Annotated in this window: 17 protein-coding genes; 5 read left to right on the top strand and 12 right to left on the bottom strand. The window is 57.0% G+C overall.

Annotation, left to right across the window (positions count from 1 at the left end):
- Positions 1-33: 33 nt before the first annotated feature.
- The 5 genes from pelA to R5R33_RS12730 form a co-directional block, all read right to left on the bottom strand.
- Positions 34-1,260 carry a pectate lyase gene (pelA, locus tag R5R33_RS12750; RefSeq protein ID WP_318953083.1) on the bottom strand — a complete coding sequence of 409 codons (1,227 nt, stop codon included), beginning with the start codon at positions 1,258-1,260 and terminating at the stop codon, positions 34-36.
- 214 nt (positions 1,261-1,474) lie between these two features.
- Complete coding sequence (locus tag R5R33_RS12745) at positions 1,475-3,916, bottom strand: matrixin family metalloprotease (protein ID WP_318953082.1); 2,442 nt, start codon at positions 3,914-3,916, stop codon at positions 1,475-1,477.
- Entirely contained in the window at positions 3,916-4,557 is a 642-nt protein-coding gene (locus R5R33_RS12740) for a hypothetical protein (RefSeq protein WP_318953081.1), read from the bottom strand. Before R5R33_RS12740 ends, R5R33_RS12745 begins: the two co-directional genes overlap by 1 nt.
- A gap of 241 nt (positions 4,558-4,798) precedes the next feature.
- A complete protein-coding gene (locus R5R33_RS12735; protein ID WP_318953080.1) occupies positions 4,799-5,473 on the bottom strand; it encodes a response regulator transcription factor in 675 nt (224 codons plus the stop codon).
- Positions 5,474-5,481: 8 nt separating this feature from the next.
- Complete coding sequence (locus tag R5R33_RS12730; RefSeq protein WP_318953079.1) at positions 5,482-8,640, bottom strand: two-component regulator propeller domain-containing protein; 3,159 nt, start codon at positions 8,638-8,640, stop codon at positions 5,482-5,484.
- Between the two features lie 262 nt (positions 8,641-8,902).
- On the opposite strand from R5R33_RS12730, the gene R5R33_RS12725 reads away from it, so the two are divergent.
- Entirely contained in the window at positions 8,903-10,612 is a 1,710-nt protein-coding gene (locus tag R5R33_RS12725) for a M1 family metallopeptidase (RefSeq protein WP_318953078.1), read from the top strand.
- Positions 10,613-10,654: 42 nt separating this feature from the next.
- On the opposite strand, the gene R5R33_RS12720 is transcribed toward R5R33_RS12725, so the two are convergent.
- The gene (locus R5R33_RS12720) at positions 10,655-12,862 is read right to left on the bottom strand and encodes a S9 family peptidase (protein WP_318953077.1); all 2,208 of its coding nucleotides are present in this window, start codon (positions 12,860-12,862) and stop codon (positions 10,655-10,657) included.
- Between the two features lie 274 nt (positions 12,863-13,136).
- On the opposite strand from R5R33_RS12720, the gene R5R33_RS12715 reads away from it, so the two are divergent.
- Together R5R33_RS12715 and R5R33_RS12710 are read left to right on the top strand one after the other, a co-directional pair.
- Positions 13,137-13,604 carry a hypothetical protein gene (locus R5R33_RS12715; protein WP_318953076.1) on the top strand — a complete coding sequence of 156 codons (468 nt, stop codon included), beginning with the start codon at positions 13,137-13,139 and terminating at the stop codon, positions 13,602-13,604.
- Between the two features lie 44 nt (positions 13,605-13,648).
- Positions 13,649-14,533, top strand: a complete 885-nt coding sequence (locus tag R5R33_RS12710; protein ID WP_318953075.1) for an intradiol ring-cleavage dioxygenase — start codon at positions 13,649-13,651, stop codon at positions 14,531-14,533.
- Positions 14,534-14,608: 75 nt separating this feature from the next.
- On the opposite strand, the gene R5R33_RS12705 is transcribed toward R5R33_RS12710, so the two are convergent.
- Complete coding sequence (locus R5R33_RS12705; protein WP_318953074.1) at positions 14,609-15,952, bottom strand: sigma-54 interaction domain-containing protein; 1,344 nt, start codon at positions 15,950-15,952, stop codon at positions 14,609-14,611.
- Between the two features lie 317 nt (positions 15,953-16,269).
- On the opposite strand from R5R33_RS12705, the gene R5R33_RS12700 reads away from it, so the two are divergent.
- The gene (locus tag R5R33_RS12700) at positions 16,270-17,145 is read left to right on the top strand and encodes an MBL fold metallo-hydrolase (RefSeq protein WP_318953073.1); all 876 of its coding nucleotides are present in this window, start codon (positions 16,270-16,272) and stop codon (positions 17,143-17,145) included.
- A 24-nt stretch (positions 17,146-17,169) separates the two neighbouring features.
- Complete coding sequence (locus tag R5R33_RS12695) at positions 17,170-18,495, top strand: NAD(P)/FAD-dependent oxidoreductase (protein WP_318953072.1); 1,326 nt, start codon at positions 17,170-17,172, stop codon at positions 18,493-18,495.
- Between the two features lie 82 nt (positions 18,496-18,577).
- On the opposite strand, the gene fghA is transcribed toward R5R33_RS12695, so the two are convergent.
- The 5 genes from fghA to R5R33_RS12670 all read right to left on the bottom strand — a co-directional run bounded on the left by fghA (position 18,578) and on the right by R5R33_RS12670 (position 23,594).
- A complete protein-coding gene (fghA, locus tag R5R33_RS12690; protein ID WP_404810365.1) occupies positions 18,578-19,420 on the bottom strand; it encodes an S-formylglutathione hydrolase in 843 nt (280 codons plus the stop codon).
- 9 nt (positions 19,421-19,429) lie between these two features.
- A complete protein-coding gene (locus R5R33_RS12685) occupies positions 19,430-20,557 on the bottom strand; it encodes an S-(hydroxymethyl)glutathione dehydrogenase/class III alcohol dehydrogenase (protein WP_318953071.1) in 1,128 nt (375 codons plus the stop codon).
- A gap of 158 nt (positions 20,558-20,715) precedes the next feature.
- Entirely contained in the window at positions 20,716-21,432 is a 717-nt protein-coding gene (locus R5R33_RS12680; RefSeq protein ID WP_318953070.1) for a hypothetical protein, read from the bottom strand.
- Positions 21,433-21,692: 260 nt separating this feature from the next.
- Positions 21,693-22,601, bottom strand: coding sequence for a tyrosine-protein phosphatase (locus tag R5R33_RS12675; RefSeq protein ID WP_318953069.1), 909 nt, complete (start codon positions 22,599-22,601; stop codon positions 21,693-21,695).
- An 84-nt stretch (positions 22,602-22,685) separates the two neighbouring features.
- Complete coding sequence (locus R5R33_RS12670) at positions 22,686-23,594, bottom strand: tyrosine-protein phosphatase (protein ID WP_318953068.1); 909 nt, start codon at positions 23,592-23,594, stop codon at positions 22,686-22,688.
- Positions 23,595-23,625: the final 31 nt, after the last annotated feature.

Below are 23,625 nucleotides of genomic sequence, written 5' to 3'. Positions count from 1 at the left end.
TTTGGCGATCCGTTCACTGCTAACGCAGGCGAATCACTGCTTCCACTTGCGGTATTCCTTCAGCACTTTATACGGCTGCTCGGAATACCAGCCGTATCCGGCGCGGCGCTCGGCGGACACCTTCTCAAGCTCGAAATACACTTCGCCGTCGCGGTCACCGAATACCGGGCGGTCGCTGTCGATATCGTAAAAACGTGCCCACAGCGGGTCCGCGTCTTGCTCGGGTACCAGTGCCGGCAATTCGTCACCGCGGCGGTAGCGCAGGCCGGTAATCTGGTGTTGCTCAAACCAGCGGTGCGCGCTGTCGATGGCACTGCGGATATTTTCCGGCGGGTTCTGCAGGCTCATCAGGAACAGCACCAGGTCTGCACTTTCGCTGGTGGCCAGCGCCACCGGCTCAAACGCGCGCGCGGCGGTGGGCTCCAGGGTTTTCGGATCGTGTTGCGCGCCCCAGATGGTGGGCTCGCCATCTACCTTGACCTGGGTCGCGACCAGCATATCCAGTGCGCGCTGCAGGCTGTCGCTAGCGTGCGCCTTCAGTTCGTCGCTGATAAATGCCAGGCGCTCGTCACCCTCAGCCGCCGCCCCCACCACTCGCAGCAAATTGGCGATGGCGTCGTCGTTGAAGGTGATGTCGTCGTGATACTTGCCGCGCAACGGGAAGTTCTGCGGCCAGCCACCGTTGGGATACTGTGCCAGCAGGATGTAGTTGAGCGCACGGCTGGCGGAGTCGCAGTAGCGGCGGTCGTCGAGCGCGTTACAGGCATTCACCATGACCCAGAACTGGGTACTGGTTGCATAGTTGTCAAAGGTGGGAACGTAATCCTTTTCGGTGCCAAACTGCTGGCCCGGTTGCCGCGGCATGCTCATATCGGTGCGCTTGGACCAGCCGCCAGAGGGGGTCTGGAAGGTGAGCAGACTATCCGCCAGCGCCCGCCCTTCGCTGCTTGCAATAAAGCCGCGGTCGCTTACCGCCTTTTTGATATCAAAACCGAACAGCTTGTCCTTGGCGGGCTTGGTGCTTTTCGCCAGCCCGGCACTGGCCAGTTCACGCTTGATCGCGTCCTGATCCAAACGGTAGAGCTTATCCGAGATGGCCCGGTATGCCGCCATATCGCGGGCAGGCTGCAGGCTGGCCAGCGGGTCGGGCTGGGTGCTGGAAGATTCAGCCGGGGCGTTTTTAGCTCCGCAACCGGCGGTGGCCAGCAGCATAACGCCGAGCGCAAGACAGCGGGCGGCGTTCACGCGGGGGAATGTCATAAAAGGGCTCGCTATGGATTCTGTCAGGCAGAAATTTATTATTTGGTCATACCAAAAGCGATGCTAACAGAGTCGCGCCATCGGTAAAACCCATCGAGCGGGATACCCCCGGGATATCTGCCGGTAAAGATTTCATGTCTCCCAAAACAAAAAACCCCGGCGCAAGGCCGGGGAAAACAACGATCAAGGGACACTACTTATTGATCCAAAACGGTCAGTCCAGGAATTCGCAGCGCCCAACTTCGGCCCCTGCGGCAACGGCTTCCTGCAGGCCACCAGGGAATCCGGTCAGCTGCGTCACGCCGCCGTTACACACATGCACCTGACTGAGGTCGATATGCCAGGAGAAGGAGGCGCCCGCGAGGCCACCGACGATCTCCTTACCGGAGGCGCTGATGGAGATCGGGTTGTCCAGCGGCAGCTTGTCCATTTCCACCACGCCCTGCTTCTTCAGGAAGTCGGCGAACTGCATCCAGCCCACGCCTTCAATCCAGATACCACCAGCCAGGCCAATGCGGAAGCTGCCGGCACGACCAACCATGACACGGCCGTCGTCACTCATGTCAAACACGGTCAGGGGTACCGGACCCACCGCCTGATTAATGGCTTCTTCGCCGAGGATCGCGCAGTAGTCGCGGCCAAAGAAGTAGTAAGGCATATCCTGACACCAGCGCAGGGATCCCACATTGGTCACGGCATCCTCACCCAGGCCCATGTAGGGGTTCCACAACTGAACACCGTCACGGGTCGATAGGGCAACCTTTTTCCCGTCGTAGCTGGAGGTGTAGGTTTCGTAGGCACCGTAGGCTTCTGACAGGTCGAGCAGGGAGCCACCGTCCACCCAGGCAACGGCCTTGGAGTGCGAGTTACTGCCCAGAACGACTTTGCCATTACCGGAGATACCATGTGCGCGTACGAACTGGGTGCGGCTCTGATCCAGCGCAGAAGTATCCAGCTCCTGCATACCGTCCTTCGCCGTCCAGATCCAGGGGACGATTTCACCTCTGTAAGAACGCTGGCAATTGCCATCCCCGTCGGTGTCCTTGTACGCGAGGCCAACGGCGGTTTTGCCCGCATCGTCCATCGCCCAGCCGCTCGCGGCCGCTTTACCGGTATCGCTGCTACCGCCACAGGAATTGCCATTCAGGTCACCGAGGGCAATATCGCCCTTCGCGCTCCAGATCACCGGCTCCTGGATGCCATTGCCGTTCATGTCTTTCTGCACCAGCATTTTCTGGCCGTTGCGGCTCAGGGCGCCATTTGCCGGGGCGTATTCCGGCGGCAACACCCTGAAGCCAAGGTCGGGATACCACAGAAATGCGGTACTGCCGACTTCACCGGCCGCCACATTGCCACTTTTGGAGAGGTCGCGGATAAACGCGGCCACCACCGGGGTCACCTGCACGCCTTTTTCAAAGCCGTTGAAATAGAAATCCGCTTGTTTGGTGACACCGGCTTCCGCAACAATCGGGGTCGCGTCACAGGCATTGTCCGTCAGCGGGTCGCTACTCTCGGCCAGGTTCCAGTATTCACCCACGGAAGCCAGGCGCTGCGGCGTGGTGGGATAGCCACCAGCGGTGATCTCTTCCAGGTAAAGCACATAGGACTCGCCCGGAGTGAGGTTGCGGATGGTGAAACGGCCGTCGGGGCCGATTTTGCCCTGGGTGGCGGAGCCGGTCATATCCGAGATCGCATCGAACATGGGGTTATTCACGTTGCGCGCGATCACATTGATGCCGCTGTATTCGGTCACGCCATCTTTCAGGCGCAGCACGCCGGTGATAGTACCGGTGGTCGAAGCGTAGTCTTCCGTCGGATAGATATTGGAGATCGCCGCCATATCATCCGGGTGGTCCACCGTGCTCTGCTCGATACCAGCCTGGCCGCTGTGATCGATAAACGGGAACATGGTTTCGATGATCGCCGGGTCGGCATTGTTGGCCCCGTACGCAGCCGGGTAGTCGTAACGGTGTACTGCCTCGACGCCACAGCCTTCAATCCCCGGATAGTTGGGCGAATAGGTGTAGCTCATGTAGGCCATGGAGCCATTCACCTGACTGTGGGAAAGGTTGATCGCGTGGCCGAATTCATGGGTAAACACACCGGCGACCTGGTTGCCCTCGGTGTCGTGATCCCAGACATTCCAGCCATTCATTACCGCAGTGGCTTCAATGATGTTGTTGTTTTCATCAGCCCATTCCGGGAACGCGATACCGAGAACAGACGACTTCGGCACGCCGAAATACTCTTCCAGAATGGAACCGTCGGTGTCGTACAGTACCCAGAAGCCGTAGCCATTTTCCTTGTCGTAAAACTCGGTGGCATTTTCACCGGTGACGTCGGCGATGCCGGTCATTTCTTCGATGGTGCCCTCGATGGTGGCCGCGAAGGTAGACGTGGGGACATCGCTCCAGTTTTTGAAGGCGTGCGCGGTGATTTCATTGGCACGGTCGATGGTGATAAACGGAGTTTCACCGTCATAGCCCAGTGTAAACGCCGCACCGCCATCGGTATAAACCGGAATGGGACCCTTGCTGGTATCCCACTTCAGGGGTTGTGGATTGTCGGTATAGGTGGTGTAGAGAGGACCGGCGGCATTCGCGGTACCAGCGGTAACGGCCAAACCAATGGCCACGGTTAACTTGGATATTTTCATTATTTCATCTCCCCTTTTCCGATCCAGTCTTCCGCAACCGCGCGGCCAACAAGCTCCATAAATGCCGTTGCATCAACGGCACCGGGGGAAGTGATCATGTTTTGTTGTTCGGTGCTCAGTAGTTGCTGATTGATTTCCACACCATCGAAAAGACCGGCGTTATTGAACTGATTGACCAGCATGCCATTGATCATATTCAGCTTGCCCTGCGCCATGCCGGCGGTGGTTTGCAGACCGGTGCGACTGGCTTTTTTGTACATAAACGCCACCACGTACTCATCCTGATTCCAGCGCGGGAAGCCATCCGGAGCGATGGCGAGCATCTGGTGTCCGTTGGCGGATTTACGTGGGCTCAGCAGGCCGAACTGGCGAAAGGTGTAATCTTCACCCTGCTTGACCTTGCCTTTGGCCACAGAGCCGATTGCGATGGTGACCTCGGTAAAGGGAACGCCCGCAGCGTCGATACCGTCGCTCACCTTCGTGACCGTTCCGGCCACGATGGATTCAGCCTCCTGAATCAGCTGGGTAAGGTTCTGTGATTTCAGCTTGGTTGCGTTGGCCATGGGTACGGAAAGCATGACCAGTAGCGCCGCCGCCAGCGTGGCAGCGGTCTTGCGACACTGCATGATTTTTCTAAACACGTTGCATTCCTCTCTCAATGTTTATCGGCATCGTTGAGCAACTGGATTGGCAAGCCCCCGGAAAATCAGGTGCTAGCGTTCTTCTGCGTTGACCGTTCAACCTTAAAAAGAGGAGACAAGCCTGAGATATAGGGGAAACCCCGATATTGAAAATTGCGTGAACCAGTCGATCCACAAAAAAATGCAACGTAAAAAACTGGTGCGGAAGTTGGCGCGGTAATTTTTCCGGCACCAAAATGGTTCAGAGGTCAGGTGAAACGAGTCCGATCCGGATGGCAAAACGCACAAGCCCCGGCACGTGATGGATACCCAGCCGCTCCATCAATTGCGCGCGATGCGCTTCGACGGTTTTCACACTCACATTGAGACTTTCCGCAATGTCTCGCGGACCGAACCCTTCCGCGATCTGTTGCAGAATCTGTCGCTGCCTGGGTGTCAGTATTTCCTGCTCTGACTGGCCCTGCTGCGCGCTGTGGATAAAACGCTGCACGGTTTCCGTATCGATTGCCGCACACAGGTAATCACGGCCGCAGGCAATGGCGTGAAGTGCCGCGGCAAGTTCATCAAACGCCGAGTCCTTGAGTAGATATCCGGACGCACCGAAACTCAGCGCACGGGCGACATATTCGGAGCCGGCGTGCATCGACAACATCAATACGCGGACATCCGGGTACTGCTGGCCGATCTGCCTGAGAACTTCCAGCCCATTCAACCCTGGCAGGGAAATATCCAGTAGCAATAGATCCGGCACGAACTTGCGCACCAGCTCCAGTGCCTCGATACCATTGCCGCTTTCACCAATCACGTCAAAATCGCCGATCTCATCCAGCAGCGCGCGAATCCCCGCACGCATCAGGGCGTGATCGTCCACCAGTAAAATTCGTTTTTTATTTTGCGCTTCAATCGGATTTATCATTGTTGTTCTCACAGGGGAATCGTCGCACTGATACGGCAGCCACGCCCCGGTGCCGCATCGAACTTCAGCTCACCGCCAGCGCTGCGTGCGCGCTCAAGCAACCCTAATAATCCCAGGTGCTCACCGCGCAACACCCGCTCCCATACCTGGTTTACATCGAACCCACAGCCGTCGTCCTGCACACTCAGGCAAACCCCGGTGGAGCGACCTTCGAGCGCTACCGTAATCCGGCGACACCGCGCATGTCGCAATGCATTGCTGACCGCCTCCTGTACCAGCCGGAATATGGTGGTGCGCACATCCCGCGATACTTCGACGATGCCACCGTCCACGTGTAAGCCGATATCCACCCCGGTGCGGTCCTGCACAGAGCCGAGATGCACCTTCAGCGCCTCAATAAGGCCGACGTCATCCAGCAATGGCGGTCGCAGTGACAGAGATATGTTGCGTACCTGGGCAATCATGTGGTCGAGCATGGATACAGATTCATCGACCCGCTGCTGCTGGTCTTCGGCACTGGTCGCCCGCGCCACCCGCTGCAGGCTGATCTTGGCGGCAGTCAGGTTCTGCCCCAGCTCATCGTGCAGCTCCCTTGAGATCTGCTGCCGCTGCTCTTCTTTCGCAGACTGCAGGCGCGCGGTGAGGTTGCGCAGCCCGGCGTGGGCCTGTGACAGCCGGCGTCCGCTGACTTCCGCTTTTTCCAGAGCGCGCTCCCGCTGCGCACGCAGATGCTCAAGCATCCGGTTTCGCCGCTGCAGGCCCCGCATCCGGTAGTGGTGAAGTGCAAAGCCCGCTGCCAGCAACAGGGACACCCCCAGCCCGCGGAACCAGGTTGTCATCCATAGCGGCGGTACAACATTCAGGAACAACGCCGGAGATTCCCCCCAGCGCCCGAATACATCCCGCCCCCGCACGCTCAACCGGTAGCTGCCCGGTGACAGCTCCAGCAGTGTCAGCTCCCGCCGTGGCCCCAACGACTGCCAGGCCTCGGTCGGCTGCAGGCGATACTGGTATTGGTGGGGCGCCTTGGCGAAATCCAGTGCGGCAAAAGAAACCGAGAGCATCTCGCCCCAATCCAGTTCCAGGCTGTCCAGCGCCATCGCCGGTTGGGTGTGGATCGCATTTCCTTCCGCAGCGCGGGAAATATCCACCAGTCGTACCGGACTCGCGTCCGGCTGTGTCATCGCTGTACCCGCGGGAATGGTGATCAGACCGCCGATACCGCCGAAATAGAGATGGTGGCGGTCTCGCGATGCCGCGCGGGCGTTGAAATGGGTCACCGGCAGCCCGCTCTCGGCCACATGGTGCTCGAGCGCACCGGTGCGTGGCTGCAGGCGAGTCAGGCCCTGGCGAGAACTCAGCCACAGGGAGCCATCGTCGTCCTCGACAATACCCATGATCCCCGGGCCCAGCAGGCCGTCGACCTCACTCCAGCGCCGCAGCAATCGCAATGTGCCGTCTTGCCCGAGTTCGAACTGATGCAGACCGCCACCATCGGTTCCGGCCCAGATGGCACCGCGGCGGTCCCGGTAGAGCACGGTAACATTGTGGTGGGCAAGCCCCTGGTCGCCACCAAAGCGCCGACACTGCCAGGGGGTCATCCGGCAGAGATTGAGCCCACTGGAACGGGTCCCCACCAGCAGAAGGTTTTCGCCCGCTTGCAGCAGTGCGGTAATGTAGTTGCCACTCAGTGAATCCGCCTGATCCGGGTGATGTGTAAATCCGGTGAATTGCGAATGCCCTGCGGGCAAACGGAAAAGGCCACTGCCACCGACGCCAACCCACAGTTCAGCGGAATCACTTTCCAGCAAACTGGTCACGTATCCCTCACCCAGTCCCTCTCCGGTATTGCCGCCGATCAGCCGGTGGCGGCCGTCCGCATCCAGTATCCAAAGCCCGTGGTTACTTCCCGCCAACAGCTGGCCGCTGCGGCGCTCGACCAGCGATATCACACCGTCGGTGTAGAGCGCGTCGTCGGCTTGCGCAGGCTCCGAGGAAAAAGTTCCGTCGGACATCAAGCGCTGGACACCGCCGCCAAATGACCCCACCCACAGCGGACGCTCGGAAGATGACATCACCGCGGTGACGTTGTGGTGACGCAGTTGTCCCGCCTCTTCGCCAGCACGCAGCCACCCATATTCGCGGCGCTGCAGTCGCGCCATGTAAACGCCATTTCCCCAGGTGGCGACGAGCAACTTGCCGCCGCTGAAATGCAGCGACAGTTGTGGCAGCGCCGGCAGCTGGCCATCGCTGCCCAGGGGATCCGGATTTGCACTTTCGACGTCTCCCGAAACCGGGTCATAACTCAGTACACCGCGCCCCATGGTCGCGATCCACAGCCGCCCTTCCGGTCCCCACTGCAACGCCGGGATAACCGGCGGTTCATCGCCGCCCAGGTCAACTGCTCGCGCGGTGCCGCGCGCGAAATCCAGCTCGATGAGACCGGCGCGGGTGCCGGCAAACAGCGTTGTGTCGCCGCGCCGCGCCAGCCCGAACACACTGTTAGCCTCTTCCGGCATGCCCGACAGGCGGGCCAGGTCAAAGTGATCGAAGCCGTCGGAGTCTGCCTGCCAGCGATTGATGCCCCCACCGATGGTGGCCACCCACATCCCGTCGCCGCCGGGCTCTGCCAGCACGTCGTACACATAATCGTGTGCGAGGGCGCGGGGTTGCGCAGGGTCGTGCCGAAAGCGGGTAACGCGGCCGGAAACCGGGTCGATCCGGTTCAGGCCGATCTGGCTGCCCGCCCACAACCTGCCCTCCGCATCTTCTGCCATGCCGTAGATGCTGTCGTGGGTGAGTGTGTGCAGATCCGCGGACTGGTGGCGGTAGTGGGAAAAGGTATTGGTGCGGGGATCGTAGCGGCTGAGGCCGCTGGTATTGGTGGCCACCCACAGAAACCCGGCGCGGTCTTCATACAAGGCGCGGATATCGTGATCCGGCAAACCCTGCCTGCCAGTCGGCATCGGTGTGGCCTCGTAGCCGTCGTAGCGGTACAGCCCCTCACGTGACGCCACCCACAAAAAACCGTTGTGGTCCACCAACACCGAGGTGGCGACCTTGACGTCGAGCCCCTGTGCCAACCCCAGTGGCACGAACTCCAGAGGCCGCGCGGACAAGGCGAGAGGTAAAAAGAACAGCAGGAAAACGAGGCTTCTAGCAAGCATCGTCGCTCCGTTTTTTTATTTTAAGTGCTGAGGTCGGGTCAATCCGGTGCAGATAAAGACATCGGATTTCGTTCTATTCTAAGCAGACGCAATGGGTTCCAAGCAGGACGACCGTCACAGTTTTACGTATTATGTACTGGTTAGTTCAGGCCACACCCGGTCGCATCAAGGAGCGTGACAACAGGGAAAATGGGCATCGTTGACGGCATTAAACGGTGCCGTCATCTTCTGATAATTCATAATTTATATTCCGAGATTTACCATGCGCTTTGCTAAGTTCGCCAAGGCAATCAAAACCCCTTTATTGCCTTTGTTACCCGTGTTGGGTCTGGCCGCCTGCCAACAACTCCCCCCGCCACTGGATCCACTGATTGGCGACACCGGACAACCCCTGTCAGACATAGCACAACGGGCAGATGTCAAAGCCTACGATCTGACTTTGGAAATATTTCCCGATAAGAAAGCCATAAAAGGCATAGGGCGTACCGAATTCTCACTGATCAAGGACAGCGCACAGGTCGAATTAAAACTGGATAGCCGGTTTGCCATAGAACGGGTTTTGGTAAATGGACAAGTCTCCCACTACCAGAGAGCCGGCGGCATTCTCACCATTGATCTGGGAAAAACATTCCTCCCGGGCGAACAGGTTACTGTCGATGTTTACTATTCCGGTCAGCCACACATTGCCCTGAATGCCCCCTGGGCCGGTGGTACCGTCTGGCAACAGACGGAGGATGGACAACCGTGGATCGCCACTGCGGTGCAGGGTGAAGGCTGCGATTTATTCTGGCCGTGTAAAGACCATTTTTCGGACAAGGCTGACAGTATGCGCATCCGGCTTACTGTTCCCAAAGGTTTGAGTGCCGTCACCAATGGTGTCTTGCAGGGGATTAACCCGGTAGGTGACGACAAAACGCAGTTCGATTGGCTGCTGTCTGTTCCAGCGAGCGATTACAACATTGCCCTGAATATCGGCCCTTACACCAGGATCCAGCAATCCTATACCGGGATCAATGGCGCGCAGGTGCCGATTGAATTCTGGGCGCTGGGCGAAAATGCAGAAAAGGCACAACTGCTTATCGATAATGATTTACGCCAGCAAATTGAATTCTATGAGCGTCAACTGGGGCCTTACCCCTGGGGCAACCAAAAGCTGGGCTTTGTTGAAACTCCACACCTTGGAATGGAGCATCAGACGATCAACGCCTATGGTAAAAAATATAAACGTGACGAATATGGTTTTGACTGGTTGCTGCAACATGAGCTGGCCCATGAGTGGTTTGGCAACCTGATTACCCACGAAAAACTCAATGATGCCTGGCTACATGAAGGCTTCGGCTTATACATGCAACCTGCTTACAGTCTCGATCATTTCGGTACCACAGCGTACAACTACAGCATGTATAAATCCTATTTAGGATTGATGAATTGCAAGCCGATCGTACTGGAAGGTGACATTACCTCTGAACAGGCATTCAATTCCGATATTTATGGCAAAGGTGGATGGACCCTGCACACCCTGCGCTGGCTGATCGGCGACAAACTGTTCTGGCAGGCAACCAGGGAATTGCTGTATGGCACAGATGATACGGCCTCTCTGAGTTATCCGATTACCCCTCGCTACCGCAATACGCAGGATTTTATCGATATCGTCAACCGACGGACGGGCAAGGATTACAACTGGCTGTTTGATGTGTATCTGAAACAGGCTGAACTACCGGAGTTGGTACAGCAAGCGCAAGAACAGTCCATTGTTCTGACCTGGAAAACCCCGGATAACCTTCCCTTCCCGATGCCAGTGCCGGTATCTGTTAACGGGCAACTTCAGGTATACCAACCGGTAAACGGAAAAATCACCATTGCTGCCTCGGCAAAAGACCATGTAGTGATTGATCCGGAAATGAAGGTGCTGCGATATCTCCCGATAATTGGCAACTGTGAAGAAAATACCGAAAAGCGCAAAAAACGCTAAATTTCGGCCAAAAAAAAGGGGGCTTACAGCCCCCGTTTTTATTTACTCGCCCCGTTTCAGGGTGCGATCAAAAAAGTCCTTCATCATCTTGTGCCAGTGCTTGCCGGTTTCCTTGCCGCGCATGCTGTGCTTTTTGCCCGGATAGGTCATCAGCTCGAACTGCTGTTCGTTGTCCTGCAACTGCTTGATCAGTTTAGTGGTATTGGTGAACAACACGTTGTCGTCCGCCATGCCGTGATAGATCAGCAGCGAGCCTTTCAGGTCCTTGGCGTAGGGGAACACGGACGACGCCTCGTAGGCTTCCGGCACTTCATTGGGGTTGCCCATATAGCGCTCGGTGTAGTGGGTGTCGTACAGGCCCCAGTCGGTTACCGGCGCACCGGAAATACCCGCTTTGAAATAATCCCCAGCCTTGAACATGGTCATCAGCGCCATATAGCCACCGTAGCTGTGGCCGTAGACACCGACACGCTCCGGGTCGATGAACGGCAGGGTGCGCAGGAATTTCACCCCGGTCACCTGATCGTCCACTTCCACGGTACCCATTTTCTTGAAGATCGGGTCTTCAAACTTCTTGCCGCGATTGGCGGAGCCGCGGTTGTCCAGGGTGAACACCACATAGCCCTGTTGAGCCATGAACTGGTTGAACGGGCGATCCCAGCTGTTGGTTACCAGCTGCGCGTGAGGACCGCCGTACAGGAACACCAGCACCGGATAGGTTTTCTTCGGATCGAAGCCCGCCGGCTTGTACATGCGGTAGTGGAGGGTGTGACCTTCCGGCGCCTTGATCTGGCCGAACTCCGGCACAATCCAGTCGCTCATGTACGGATACAGCGGGTGGCCCTTCTCGACCTTGTTTTCCTGCAGCCAGGTAACGCGCTTGCCATCAACACCGTGCAGGCTCACCTGCGGCGGAGTGGTGGGGTTGGAGTAGAAGTCGATATAGCCGGAGGCATCGTCGGCAAATTCGATACCGTGCATGCCCGCACGGGAGGAGATCTTGTCGATCTTGCCCTTGCCGTTCAGGTCGGTGACGTACAGGTGACGCTCGATCGGCGTGTCCTTGCGGCCAGTGAAATACACCTTGCCGGCCTTTTCATCGATCGCTTCCAGCTGGTCGATGGCCCAGTCACCGCGGGTCAGCTGCGCCAGCTGCTTGCCACTGAAGTCGTGCAGGTACAGGTGCTTGAAGCCGTCCTTCTCCGACGCCCAGACAAAGCGATCGCTGTCTTTCAGGAAGCGCAGGTCGTTGAACAGGTTGATCCAGGTATCGCTGGTTTCGGTGAGGGCGACACGGGTTTTGCCGCTGGGGATATCCACAAAGCGCAGTTCCAGCTTTTGCTGGCTGCGGTTCTGCCATTGGTAGGACAGCAGGTTGTCACGCGCCCACTTGACCCGCGCAATATAGATATCCTGATCCTTGCCCAGATCCAGCCACTGGGTTTTGCCGCTGGCCAGGTCCAGCACGCCCAGCTTGATCTTCACGTTGGGGCGACCGGCGGCGGGGTAGCGCTGCTGGATCATGTCGATGCGGTCCGCATAAATCTCGCTGCGGGTCACCTCGTCCACCGGGCTCTCGTCCACCTGCAGGAAGGCAATACGCTTTTCATCCGGCGACCACCAGTAGCCGGTCATGCGGTCCATTTCTTCCTGGGCCACGAACTCCGCCATGCCGTTCTTGATCGGGCCCTTGCCGTCGGTGGTGAGCTGGCGCTCCTTGCCGGTTGCCAGGTCCACGACAAAAATATTCTGGTCGCGGATAAAGGAAACGAAATGCCCCTTGGGGGAAACCCGTACATCGGTTTCGAAGGCTTCGGTTTCGGTCAGGCGCTTGGACTTGCCGTTGTTCAGCTCGTAATAGAAAACATCACCGGCGAGGGGGAACAACAGGGATTTGCCGTCTTTCGACCAGCTGTACTCCATGATGCCGCTGCCGAAGATACGCTGGCGCTCGCGGCGGGCCTTCTCCTCGTCGGAGAGGTTTTCCTCACCGGAGTGGAGTTTGTCGGAGTTCACCAGCATTCGGGTCTCGCCATCTTTCAGGCGGTATTCCCACAGGTCATAGCGGTTGTAATCTTCGTCGCGGCCTTTCAGGAAGGTGACCCGGCTGCCGTCCGGGGAATACTGCAGCGCGCGCGGGCTGGTACCGCTCAGGGCGGGGTCCGAGAATATTCTGTCGATGGACAGCTGTTCGGCAGAAGAATAGCTGGCAAAAGCACAGCCCAGCAGGAAAAACAGTTTCCGTTTCATGCAATCTCTCGCAATCTGGATTTTTTATAAGTGGAAACTGCAACACAGCTCCCCCGATTCAGTGGGGAGATAATAGGGGGCTGCTCATTTCAGCGCCAGAATTTGCGGCAATATGACCATTTGCGGCGTCGAACGTCGCCGCAGAATTAGCGCAGCCGCCGTTAGTGGCACGCCCCCCAACGCCTTAACACTCGCTAACCAAACTTTACCCATCCGCGCTCAATCTCGCGCTGATCCTGTGGTCTCATGACTCCAACAACCCACAGGAGTCTCCATGAAACCTATCTACCCTGCCATGGCCTTCGCAGCCATCGCTATGGCTGCCGGTTGTGCCAGCGCCCCCAAGGCGCCGCCGGTCTTCTCTGAATCGTTCATCACCAATATCACCGAACAGGGCAACCGCATGTTCACTTACTCGGCCACCGTCAATGGCGGCGGCGAACGCGGCGGCCCCGGCGGAGGCATGGGTGGTGGCGGGCGCGGCCCGGGTGGCGGCGGCCCAGGTGGTGGTGGCGGTCCTGGTGGTGGTGGCATGGGTGGTGGTCCCGGTGGCGGTATGGGCGGTGGCCCTGGTGGCGGCGGCATGAGCAGCAAGATGCGGGAAAACCCGGAAAAGGCCGCGCAGGAGCGCCTGGAGGAAGTCCTCGCCGACACCAAGTACTGCCCCCACGGCTGGTTTGTCATCGAGAAGAGCAACCTGCAGGGTTCGGTGGAAATCAGGGGTGAGTGCCGCGCAGGCTGACACCACCGCAGTGACGTGCAAGTCCAGAATACAAGGTGAAATAAATGGTTAAAGAAACTGAAACTGAAACGGAAAGTGGTGTTAGCAAAGACAATGCCGCGGAGCCATCCACGGCGTTGCGGGCTCCCGAGAAAACCTGGAATCGCCGGCAGATGCTTTCCGCTCTCGGCCTGACCGGTGCGGCATTTGTCGCCGCCTGCGGAAACAGTGGCGGATCCGGTTCCTCCTCCGGAGGTTCAAGCGGAAGCTCTTCCTCCGGAGGAAGTTCCTCCGGCAGTAGCTCATCCTCCAGCGGCAGCTCCTCTTCCAGTGGCAGCTCGTCCGGTGGCACGCCCGGCAGCTGCACACTGATCCCCCGGGAGACCGAAGGCCCCTACCCGCTCACCGCAGTACTGAGCAATTCCGCCATGGTGCGCTCCGACATTACCGAGGGTAAAACCGGGGTGCCACTGACACTGGTGCTGAATCTGGTGGACGTAAACAACAATTGCGCACCGATCACCAATGCCACCGTGTATGTGTGGCACTGCGACAAGGACGGGGTGTATTCCGGCTATTCACAGCCGGGAGCAAATACCGTGGGGCAAACCTTCTGCCGAGGTATTCAGGATGCGGACAGTGACGGCATGGTGCTGTTCGAAACCATTTACCCCGGCTGGTATACCGGGCGCATCACCCATATCCATTTCCAGGTGTTCCTGTTCAGCAGCTCGACCGCAACGGCTACTTCACAGCTTGCCTTCCCGGAAGAGATTACCCGTGCGGTGTACAACTCCACGCTGTATGCAGCCCACGGACAGAACAGTTCCGTGGGCAGTTTTGCTGCAGACAATGTGTTCAGCGACGGCGTTACCTATCAGCTGGCAGAGGTCACCGGAGATATTGAAAACGGTTACGTGGCGACGCTACAAGTTGGTATCGCGGTGTAGAACATAACTGATGTTAAAAATAACACGGCAGGCAAAGATAAGTTCCACCTCTAGAACCGATTGTTGCCTGCGGTTTTATTTGATGCGTATTTGATCCAGCTTCCGGTAGAGGGAACGCAGGCTGATACCGGCAATATTGGCTACAGCCTCTTTGTCATTACCGTGGGCAACCATCAGCTCTTCAAGGTAGCGGGCTTCTGCTGTTTTCAGGTCCGTCCATTCTGGATGGCTGCGGTTACCCTCTCGGCGATCTGGGGTTGCTTCCACCGGAACTTCCACTTCGAGGCTCTCGCGTATTAGCGCGTCGTCAATCAGGTTGGTATCGCTAAGTACAATTGCCCGGGTAAGCAGGTTTCGAAGCTCGCGGATATTACCCGGGAAGGAGTGGGACTTCAGAGCGTTCATTGCCGGAGCGGTCAAATGAAAGCGCTTGTGGGGGCTGATACGCTTCAGCAGCGCCTCTGCCAGCAAAGGGAGATCCTCCGTTCTTTGAGCGAGAGAAGGAAGGCGGATTGGAAAGACATTGATACGGTAGTAGAGGTCCTGGCGAAACTCCCCCGCTTCAACCAGGGTACGGATATCCTTGTGTGTAGCACAGATCAGCCGGAAATTGGCCGAACGCAGCTGTGACGACCCCACTCGCCGATAAGTACCACTTTCAAGCAGGCGGAGCAGTTTTACCTGCATTGATGGCGGCACATCTCCTATCTCATCCAGAAACAGGGTTCCACCATTCGCCAGCTCCACCAGCCCCGTCTTGTCGGCGTGGGCTCCGGTAAAGGCGCCCTTAACGTGCCCGAACAATTCTGTCTCAAACAGCGAATCACTTAGGCCTGCGCACTCCAGAGTCACCAGGGGTTTCTCGTTGCGGCTGCTGCCTTGGTGAATTGCGGCGGCCGCCAGTTCCTTCCCGGTACCCGACTCCCCCAACAGCAGCACCGCCGCATCCGTCGCACTGACGCGGCTGATTTTGGCGAGCATGTCCGTAAACGCCTTGCTGCTGCCAACCATTGTCTGATCGATATTTTCCGCACCGGCAGTAGGGACCGCATGCAGCAACTCGACAAAACAAATGAGGGCCCCATCGTCGTCCAGGATCGGCAGCATCTCTACATCGATGTGTTCCCTACCGCGGGGGCTGCGATGAATGTGCAGCACCCGCTCCTTGTGACCAGATGCCATGGCGGCAGCCAGAGGGCAGTCCTCACCGGCCTGGTCACAGGGGACGCTTAAGCCGTGGGACACCTCGAAGCAGTGGTGCCCCTGACGCGGATCAATTTCACCGAACTGGGCCTGGTAATGGCTGTTGGTGGCGAGAATGGTGTAATCCGGTGCGACGAGAATCGCCGGGCAGTCGAAGCCCTCCAGAATGGCGCCGGCTTCTGCAAAAGGTTTCCTGTCGGAGACTATCAAGGTCATGGCGGACTGTCACAAGTGGCAAATTGTTTGCCACAAATGACAATTTTCCGTGAGAGTGTCAAGTATCAATTTGGCCCCAGGAAAATAAAATCAATGTAAAACAATGGCTTAGCGCCACTCATGGGATTGGCACGGGTTCTGCTAAGCATCAAGGGAGAGGGGTGACTGTAGAGGCACACGCAACTCCCAGATGGGCTGTGTATCTCTCAGCGCCCTTCTCGTCGGCCCCCGCGGGCTAGATTTTGCCCGCCCGGAATTCTGCTGGTACGGCCAGTGCGAGCTGGTGATAAGGCAATTTGGAAGGTGCATTTATGACAATGGCAGGCAATCAGAAGCCACATGTGACTCCTTTTTTTGACGAAGACACAAATACGTTTTCCTATGTGGTGAAAGACCCATCTTCGGCATCCTGCGCAATCGTCGACTCGGTGCTCAATTTTGATTACGCGTCCGGAGCAGTCAGCTATGCGGGCGCTGATAGCATCATCGACTATGTGCGGAAAAATAACCTGAAGCTCGAATGGCTGATCGAAACCCACGTTCACGCCGATCACTTAACGGCTGCGCCATACATTCAGGAAAAACTCGGCGGCAAGCTGGGGATTGGCGAACATATTCTGACGGTGCAGGAAACTTTCGGCAGTATTTTCAATGAGGGCAGCGAATTCCGTCGCGATGGTTCACAGTTCGATCGCCTGTTTAAGGACGGCGAAGATTATCAGGTGGGCGAGCTGCACTGTAAGGCAATCCATACACCGGGGCACACGCCGGCCTGTATGACGCATGTGATGGGCGATGCGGCCTTTGTCGGCGACACGCTATTCATGCCTGACCTCGGCACCGCACGCGCGGACTTTCCGGGAGGCGATGCGGGCGTGCTCTACGACTCAATCCAGAAAATCCTCAGCCTGCCCGATGAAACCCGTATTTTCATGTGTCACGACTATCCGCCCGAAACCCGCGGCCTTGAGTACCTCACCAGCGTGGAAGAGGAAAAAGGCGGGAATATCCATGTTAAATCCGGTATTGGAAAATCGGTATTCGTGGAAATGCGACAGGCTCGGGACAGCGGGCTGGAAATGCCAAGGCTTATTCTCCCTTCCCTGCAAGTCAATATGCGGGCGGGCCATTTCCCCGAAGCAGAAACCAATGGAACGGTGTATCTAAAGGTTCCAGTGAACGCGTTCGATTAAAAAGCGACTGATGGAGATGCGATGATGACGATAACAACAAAGATCGAAAAACCTTCTGCTTCAAATGCGGGTACCGCGGGTGCTCACTTTGACGTTGTGGTGGTGGGCGCCGGTTCGGGTGGTATAGCGATAACCGCAGGCCTTTTGAAACGCAAGCCGCAGTTAAAGATAGCGCTGATTGACCCTTCCGAGGTTCACTGCTACCAGCCGGGCTGGACAATGGTCGGTGGAGGAATTTTCGATAACGACACCACCAAGCGCAGCATGCAAAGCGTGATTCCAGCGGGCGCCAACTGGATCAAAGATGCGGTGGAGACATTCGTACCGCAGGAAAACAAGCTGCTGCTCTCCGAAAAAGGGGCGGTTTACTACGACCAGCTGATCGTGGCTGCCGGGCTCAAACTGAATTGGGCGGCGGTAGAAGGCCTGCCCGAAACACTCGGCAAAAATGGCGTAACCTCCAATTACCAATATGACCTGGCGCCCTATACCTGGGAACTGGTCAGGAGCCTGAAGGACGGCAAGGCGCTGTTCACCCAGCCACCCATGCCGATCAAATGCGCGGGAGCACCACAAAAGGCCCTGTACCTGTCTGCGGACCATTGGCATAAGAATGGCTCGTTGGACGATATTCAGGTGCATTTCTACAACGCCGGTGCCGTGTTGTTCGGTGTGCAGGACTATGTCCCGGCGCTTTCCAGCTATATGGAGAAGTATCACGCCGGCCTGCACTTCGGCCACAATCTGGTCAGGATCGATGGCAATGCCCGCAAAGCCTGGTTCAGTGCGAAGGCGGAAGACGGCTCCGAGCACCTGGTTGAAAGTGATTTCGACATGATTCACGTCTGCCCGCCGCAGTGTGCGCCGGATTTTATTCGCAGCAGCCCGTTGGCGGATGAGGCAGGCTGGGTGGATGTCGATTCAGCCACCCTACGCCACAAACGGTTTTCCAATATCTGGGGACTAGGTGATGTCACCAACACTCCCAACGCAAAAACTGCGGCGGCTGTACGCAAGCAAGTCCCGGTAGTGGCCGAGAATCTCTGCAGTGTGCTGGACGGCGATGAGCCAGTGGTCGCCTACGATGGCTACGGGTCCTGCCCACTGACGGTAGAGCGCGGAAAGATTGTGCTGGCGGAATTCGGCTACGGCGGCAAACTGTTGCCGACTTTCCCGAAATGGCTGAATGACGGTACCAAGGCAACATCGCTGGCGTGGGCGCTCAAGGCAAAGTTCTTACCGGAATTTTATTGGCAGGGAATGCTTAAGGGGCGAGAGTGGCTGACCTCTCCTGATTCTCTAAAGACACCGGATGCCGAGAGCAAGCAGAAAGAGAGCGTGTCACCATAAATAAAAAAGCCTGAAGTTCAAATGAACTTCAGGCTTTATCGCATCACAACAATGCTTTTTACTAGCTACTTAAATTATTTGGCTAGTGTGCCAGCAGATAATCCGCATGGAAGCGCAGATGCTGCTCGATAAAAGACGCAATAAAGTAATAGCTGTGATCGTAGCCCGCGTGATGCTCGATCTTCACCGGATAACCCGCGGCCTCGGCGGCAGCCTCGAGTGCATTGGGTTTCAGCTGCTGTTCCAGGAACTGGTCTTCCTCACCCTGGGAAATCAGCATCGGCAAACGCTCGGTGGCACGGCTCAGCAGTACCGTCGCGTCATACTCCTCCCAGGTTGAACGGTCTTCGCCAAGATAAGCCGAAAATGCTTTTTCACCCCAGGGGCAGGCAATGGGATTGCAGATCGGGCTGAAGGCCGAGACCGAAGTAAAACGCCCGGGATTTTTCAGCGCAATGGTCAGTGCACCGTGGCCACCCATGGAGTGGCCACAAATAGCACGGCGATCACCCACCGGAAAATTCGCCTCGATCAATGCCGGCAATTCGTCGACGATGTAATCGTACATCCGGTAGTGAGGCTTCCACGGCGTTTGCGTGGCGTTGACATAAAAGCCTGCGCCCTTGCCCAGGTCGTAGCCCTCATCATCCGCCACATCGTCCCCGCGTGGGCTGGTATCCGGAATCACCAGCACAATGCCCAGTTCCGCGGCCATGCGCTGCGCACCGGCCTTCTGGGAGAAGTTTTCATCGGTGCAGGTCAGGCCGGAGAGCCAGTAGATTACCGGAAAGCTCTCATCCTTTTCCGCCTGTGAAGGCAGAAAAACGGAAAAGCGCATCTCGCAGTCGAGCACATCCGAACGGTGTGTGTACTGGCACTGGGCACCGTCGAAGCACTGGGTTTTGCTGACTAGTTGCAAAGTCATCGGCGCACCTTATTTGTAATGGATTACGCTGCGAATACTTTTGCCTTCGTGCATCAGGTCGAAAGCCTCGTTGATCTGTTCCAGCGGCATGGTGTGGGTGATGAAGTCGTCCAGCTTGAACTCACCGGCCATGTAGCGATCCACATAACCCGGCAGCTGTGAACGGCCCTTCACTCCACCAAACGCCGTACCGCGCCAGACGCGACCGGTTACCAGCTGGAACGGACGAGTGCAGATCTCCTGGCCGGCGCCGGCAACACCGATGATGATGGATTCACCCCAACCCTTGTGGCAGCACTCCAACGCCGAGCGCATGACATTCACATTGCCGATACATTCGAAGGAGTAATCCACCCCGCCGTCGGTCAGTTCGACGATCACTTCCTGAATCGGCTTGTCGTAATTTTTCGGGTTGATGCAGTCGGTGGCACCGAGTTTCTTGGCCAGCTCGAACTTGCCCTCATTGATGTCGATGGCAATGATGCGGCCCGCTTTCGCCAGGCGCGCGCCGATAATGGTGGCGAGACCGATACCGCCGAGGCCGAACACGGCCACGGTTGCGCCCTCTTCCACCTTGGCGGTGTTTGCCACCGCACCCATACCAGTGGTCACACCGCAGCCCAGCAGGCAGATTTCTTCCAGCGGCGCGTCCTTGTTGACCTTGGCCACGGAAATTTCCGGTAGTACGGTGTACTCGGAGAAGGTGGAGGTGCCCATGTAGTGGTAGATGGGCTCGCCATTAATGGAAAAGCGCGTGGTGCCATCGGGCATCAGGCCTTTGCCCTGGGTGGCGCGGATTTTCTGGCACAGGTTGGTCTTGCCGGATTTGCAGAATTTGCACTCACCGCACTCGGGGGTGTACAGCGGGATCACATGATCGCCCACCGCCACACTGGTAACGCCCTCGCCCACGGACTCGACGATACCGCCGCCCTCGTGACCGAGAATTGCCGGAAACACGCCCTCAGGGTCGTCGCCGGACAGGGTAAAGGCATCGGTGTGACACACACCGGTGGCGATCAGCTTGATACGCACCTCGCCTGCCTTGGGCGGTGCCACTTCCACTTCCTCAATAGACAGTGGCGCACCTGCCTTCCAGGCTACCGCCGCTTTGCACTTGATGGGTTCCGCTGACATAAAACTCTCCTTTCCAGCCTCGTTGGGCAAATGCCAAAGTTGGCAGAAAGCTTAACAGATCAGGACTTGGCTGCCTGTCACAACTACACAAAACCCGGTTAATTTTTGCACACCCATGCGCCACACCAGCATGGCAATTGAAATCGGGCCCGCAGAACTTATCTTCGGGCCAATACCACCAACGAATCCGCCTCCAATATGTTTTCGATCTGGTCGAGGACCTCTTCGGCGATATCCGCCAGCAACCGCTCGGTGGCCTCGCGGGTGGTATCTTCTACCGTCCCGGCATCTTTCGGAACCAGCGTACTGTAGTTTGTCTGCAACGCCAGTTCTGAAATATCTACCGTGCCTTCTCGCAGTGCCTGCGCACCTACCACCGGCCCCTCCAGGCGATAGTGGAACTTGCCATAGGCAATCATGATGCCTTTTTCCAGATCGTAGTTTTTACGACTGACAATATCGCTAATTTTCTGTCGGATGCGCACGTCAAAATTGGTGGACAGGGTCAGCAGCGCACCTTCGTCCACCAGATGTACCCGTTCATCGATAAAAAAATCCCCGAAGCGCTTCTGCACCTGCTGATTCAGGTAGTCACTGAATTCCTGACTCGCCTTTTGCCGCAATTCACCCAGGTCACCGTCCCCCGAGAGCGCGAGAAGCAATTGCAGATTATTGCCCGTGAGTGGGGTGGGGGCTTCGATTCGAATCTCCACCGGAGCAACCGCCAACCAGGTCGCGGCATCACTACCGTTGTAGCCCGGCCAGACAGATGAAACCTTGGCAAATGCCGCCGACGGCAAGCAGGCGGACACCGCGAGAAACAGAATTTGAGTTTTTACCCAGACGGTGGAGAGGAAGTGTCGATTCAGAGACATGGCTTTGCTCCCGAGCGCTGCAGAATTGATGAACTGGCAAAATGCTGGCGCTGGCCAGAAATGCCGGAACACTAACCCTTGCAACCTGCGGGCCACATCACAAAAAAATGCGACATACATAGCAAAGTCACCCGCTGATGGGCATCACCGGGTTACCTCAACTCGGAACTGAACCACTACAGTTTGCGCTGCAATGGAACCAGTGGCATTGGATGGGGCAAAAAACAGCCTGAATCCATCCAAAGCCTCAACAAAATGCCTTACTGCAGGTAGCGAGCCTTCAACAGCGCCAGCTCCTGCGCATCCACATCCAGCGCATTCTCGATGTAACCTTCAACAGAGCCGTGCTCACGCTCCATTTCCGCGAAGGCAGACTCAAGGTAGGATGCCTCCACGCCGATAAGTGCGTCACGGACATCTTCCGGCAAGCTGGCGATGAACGCGTACATACGGCTTTCCTTCTCATTGCTGGTCTGCGGCAGTGCCTTCAGATCAGAGTTCTTGAGAATCTCCGTAGACAACAGGTAGTCCTGCATTACCGTCTCGCGATCCACGCCCAACGCGGTCAGCACCAGTGCGGCACCAATCCCGGTACGGTCCTTGCCGCCGGTACAGTGGAATAGCAGGGGCTCATCACTCTCGATCAGCCTCGCAAACATGGCGCGATAGTGCGGAGCCTGCTGGTGAACGGTGCCTTTGTAGCCCTCGTCCATCAGCTGGACGATATCCGTCCTGGCAAAGCCGGGCTTGGCAAATACCTTGGCGAATTCCGATTGCCAGTCACCCATATCGTAATCCCACGCAAGCAGCTCGATTTCCCCGGCCTGCCAATTGGTGGGCTCGTCTTCGCGCTCCTCAGAAGAGCGGAAGTCAACAATCGTGGCAATTTCACGGTCGCGCAGGTACTCGAAATCCTTCGCCGTGAGGTTTTCCAGTACACCGGAGCGGTAAATCTTGCCCCACTTTACTTCCTTGCCATCCGCGTTCTTGTAACCGCCGATGTCGCGGAAGTTGCGGCCGCCTTCCAGCGGTAGCAGGCGCACGTGTTCAACTTCGGACAGAACTGTAGCGCTCTGCGCCTTGTCCGCTACCGGCGCGGTCGCGCTGCAGGCACCCAGTGCCATTGCCACTGCGGCCGCCAGAATGCCATTGGTTAAAACTTTTTTCATACTTCTCTCTATATTCATTTTCGAGGACATAGGAACTATAGGGCCGCGCTTACGCAACCTGTGTGACGACACCTATTTCTGAACTTATTGGAGGTAACGGGCTTTAAGCAGAGCCAGTTCCTGGTGGTCTACATCCAGAGCGTGCTCGATGTAACCTTGCACAGAACCATGCTGTCGCTCCATTTCACCAAAGGCCGTATCCACATAAGATGCATCAGGGGTCATCAAAAAATCCCGAACTTCCTGTGGCAATTGGGAAAAGAACGCTTGCCTGCGATCTTCTTTTTCATTCGCGCCATCAGATTGCTGAAATAAGTTTGATTTCTTCAGAACTTCTGTAGACAGCATATAATCTTGCTTTACAGTTTCACGGTCGACGCCCAGAGCCGTCAGTATCAATGCCGCTCCGATGCCGGTTCGATCTTTGCCCGCAGTACAATGAATTAGTAGCGGTTCATCGCTCTCAATCAACTTCTGGAACATAGCTCGGAAAGCGGGTGTTTGCTGTCTTACCAGATCGATGTATGCCCGATTGCCCACCTGCACCAGATCATTTTTGACAACGCCAGGCGTTGCAATGACTTTGGTAAACTCTTCTTCAAAGTTACCCAATTCGTAATCCCAGGCTAGGGTCGTCACCTCACCACTACGCCAATTATCAGGTTCTTCGCTCCGCTCTTCTGTTGAGCGAAAGTCTACAATAGTCGCAATTTCACGATCCTTTAGGTATTCGTAATCGTTTTCTGTCAGGTGTATCAGAACTCCTGATCGGTAGATCTTGCCCCACTTCACTTCCTTGCCATCCACGGTCTTGTAACCGCCGATGTCGCGGAAGTTGCGGCCGCCTTCCAGCGGCAGGAGGCGCACGTGTTCAACGTCGGACTGAACCGCAGCGCTTTGCGTTTTGCCCGCAATCGGCGCGGTCGCGCTGCAGGCACCAAGTGTCAGTACCACTGCGGCCGCGAGAATGCCGTTGGTGAATACTTTTTTCATTCTACTCTCCATTTTTTCTTCGAAAATCCCA

Origin of the sequence: Microbulbifer pacificus (assembly GCF_033723955.1) — a bacterium.
GTDB lineage: Bacteria > Pseudomonadota > Gammaproteobacteria > Pseudomonadales > Cellvibrionaceae > Microbulbifer > Microbulbifer pacificus.
This window is presented reverse-complemented; position numbering and strand designations above follow the sequence as displayed.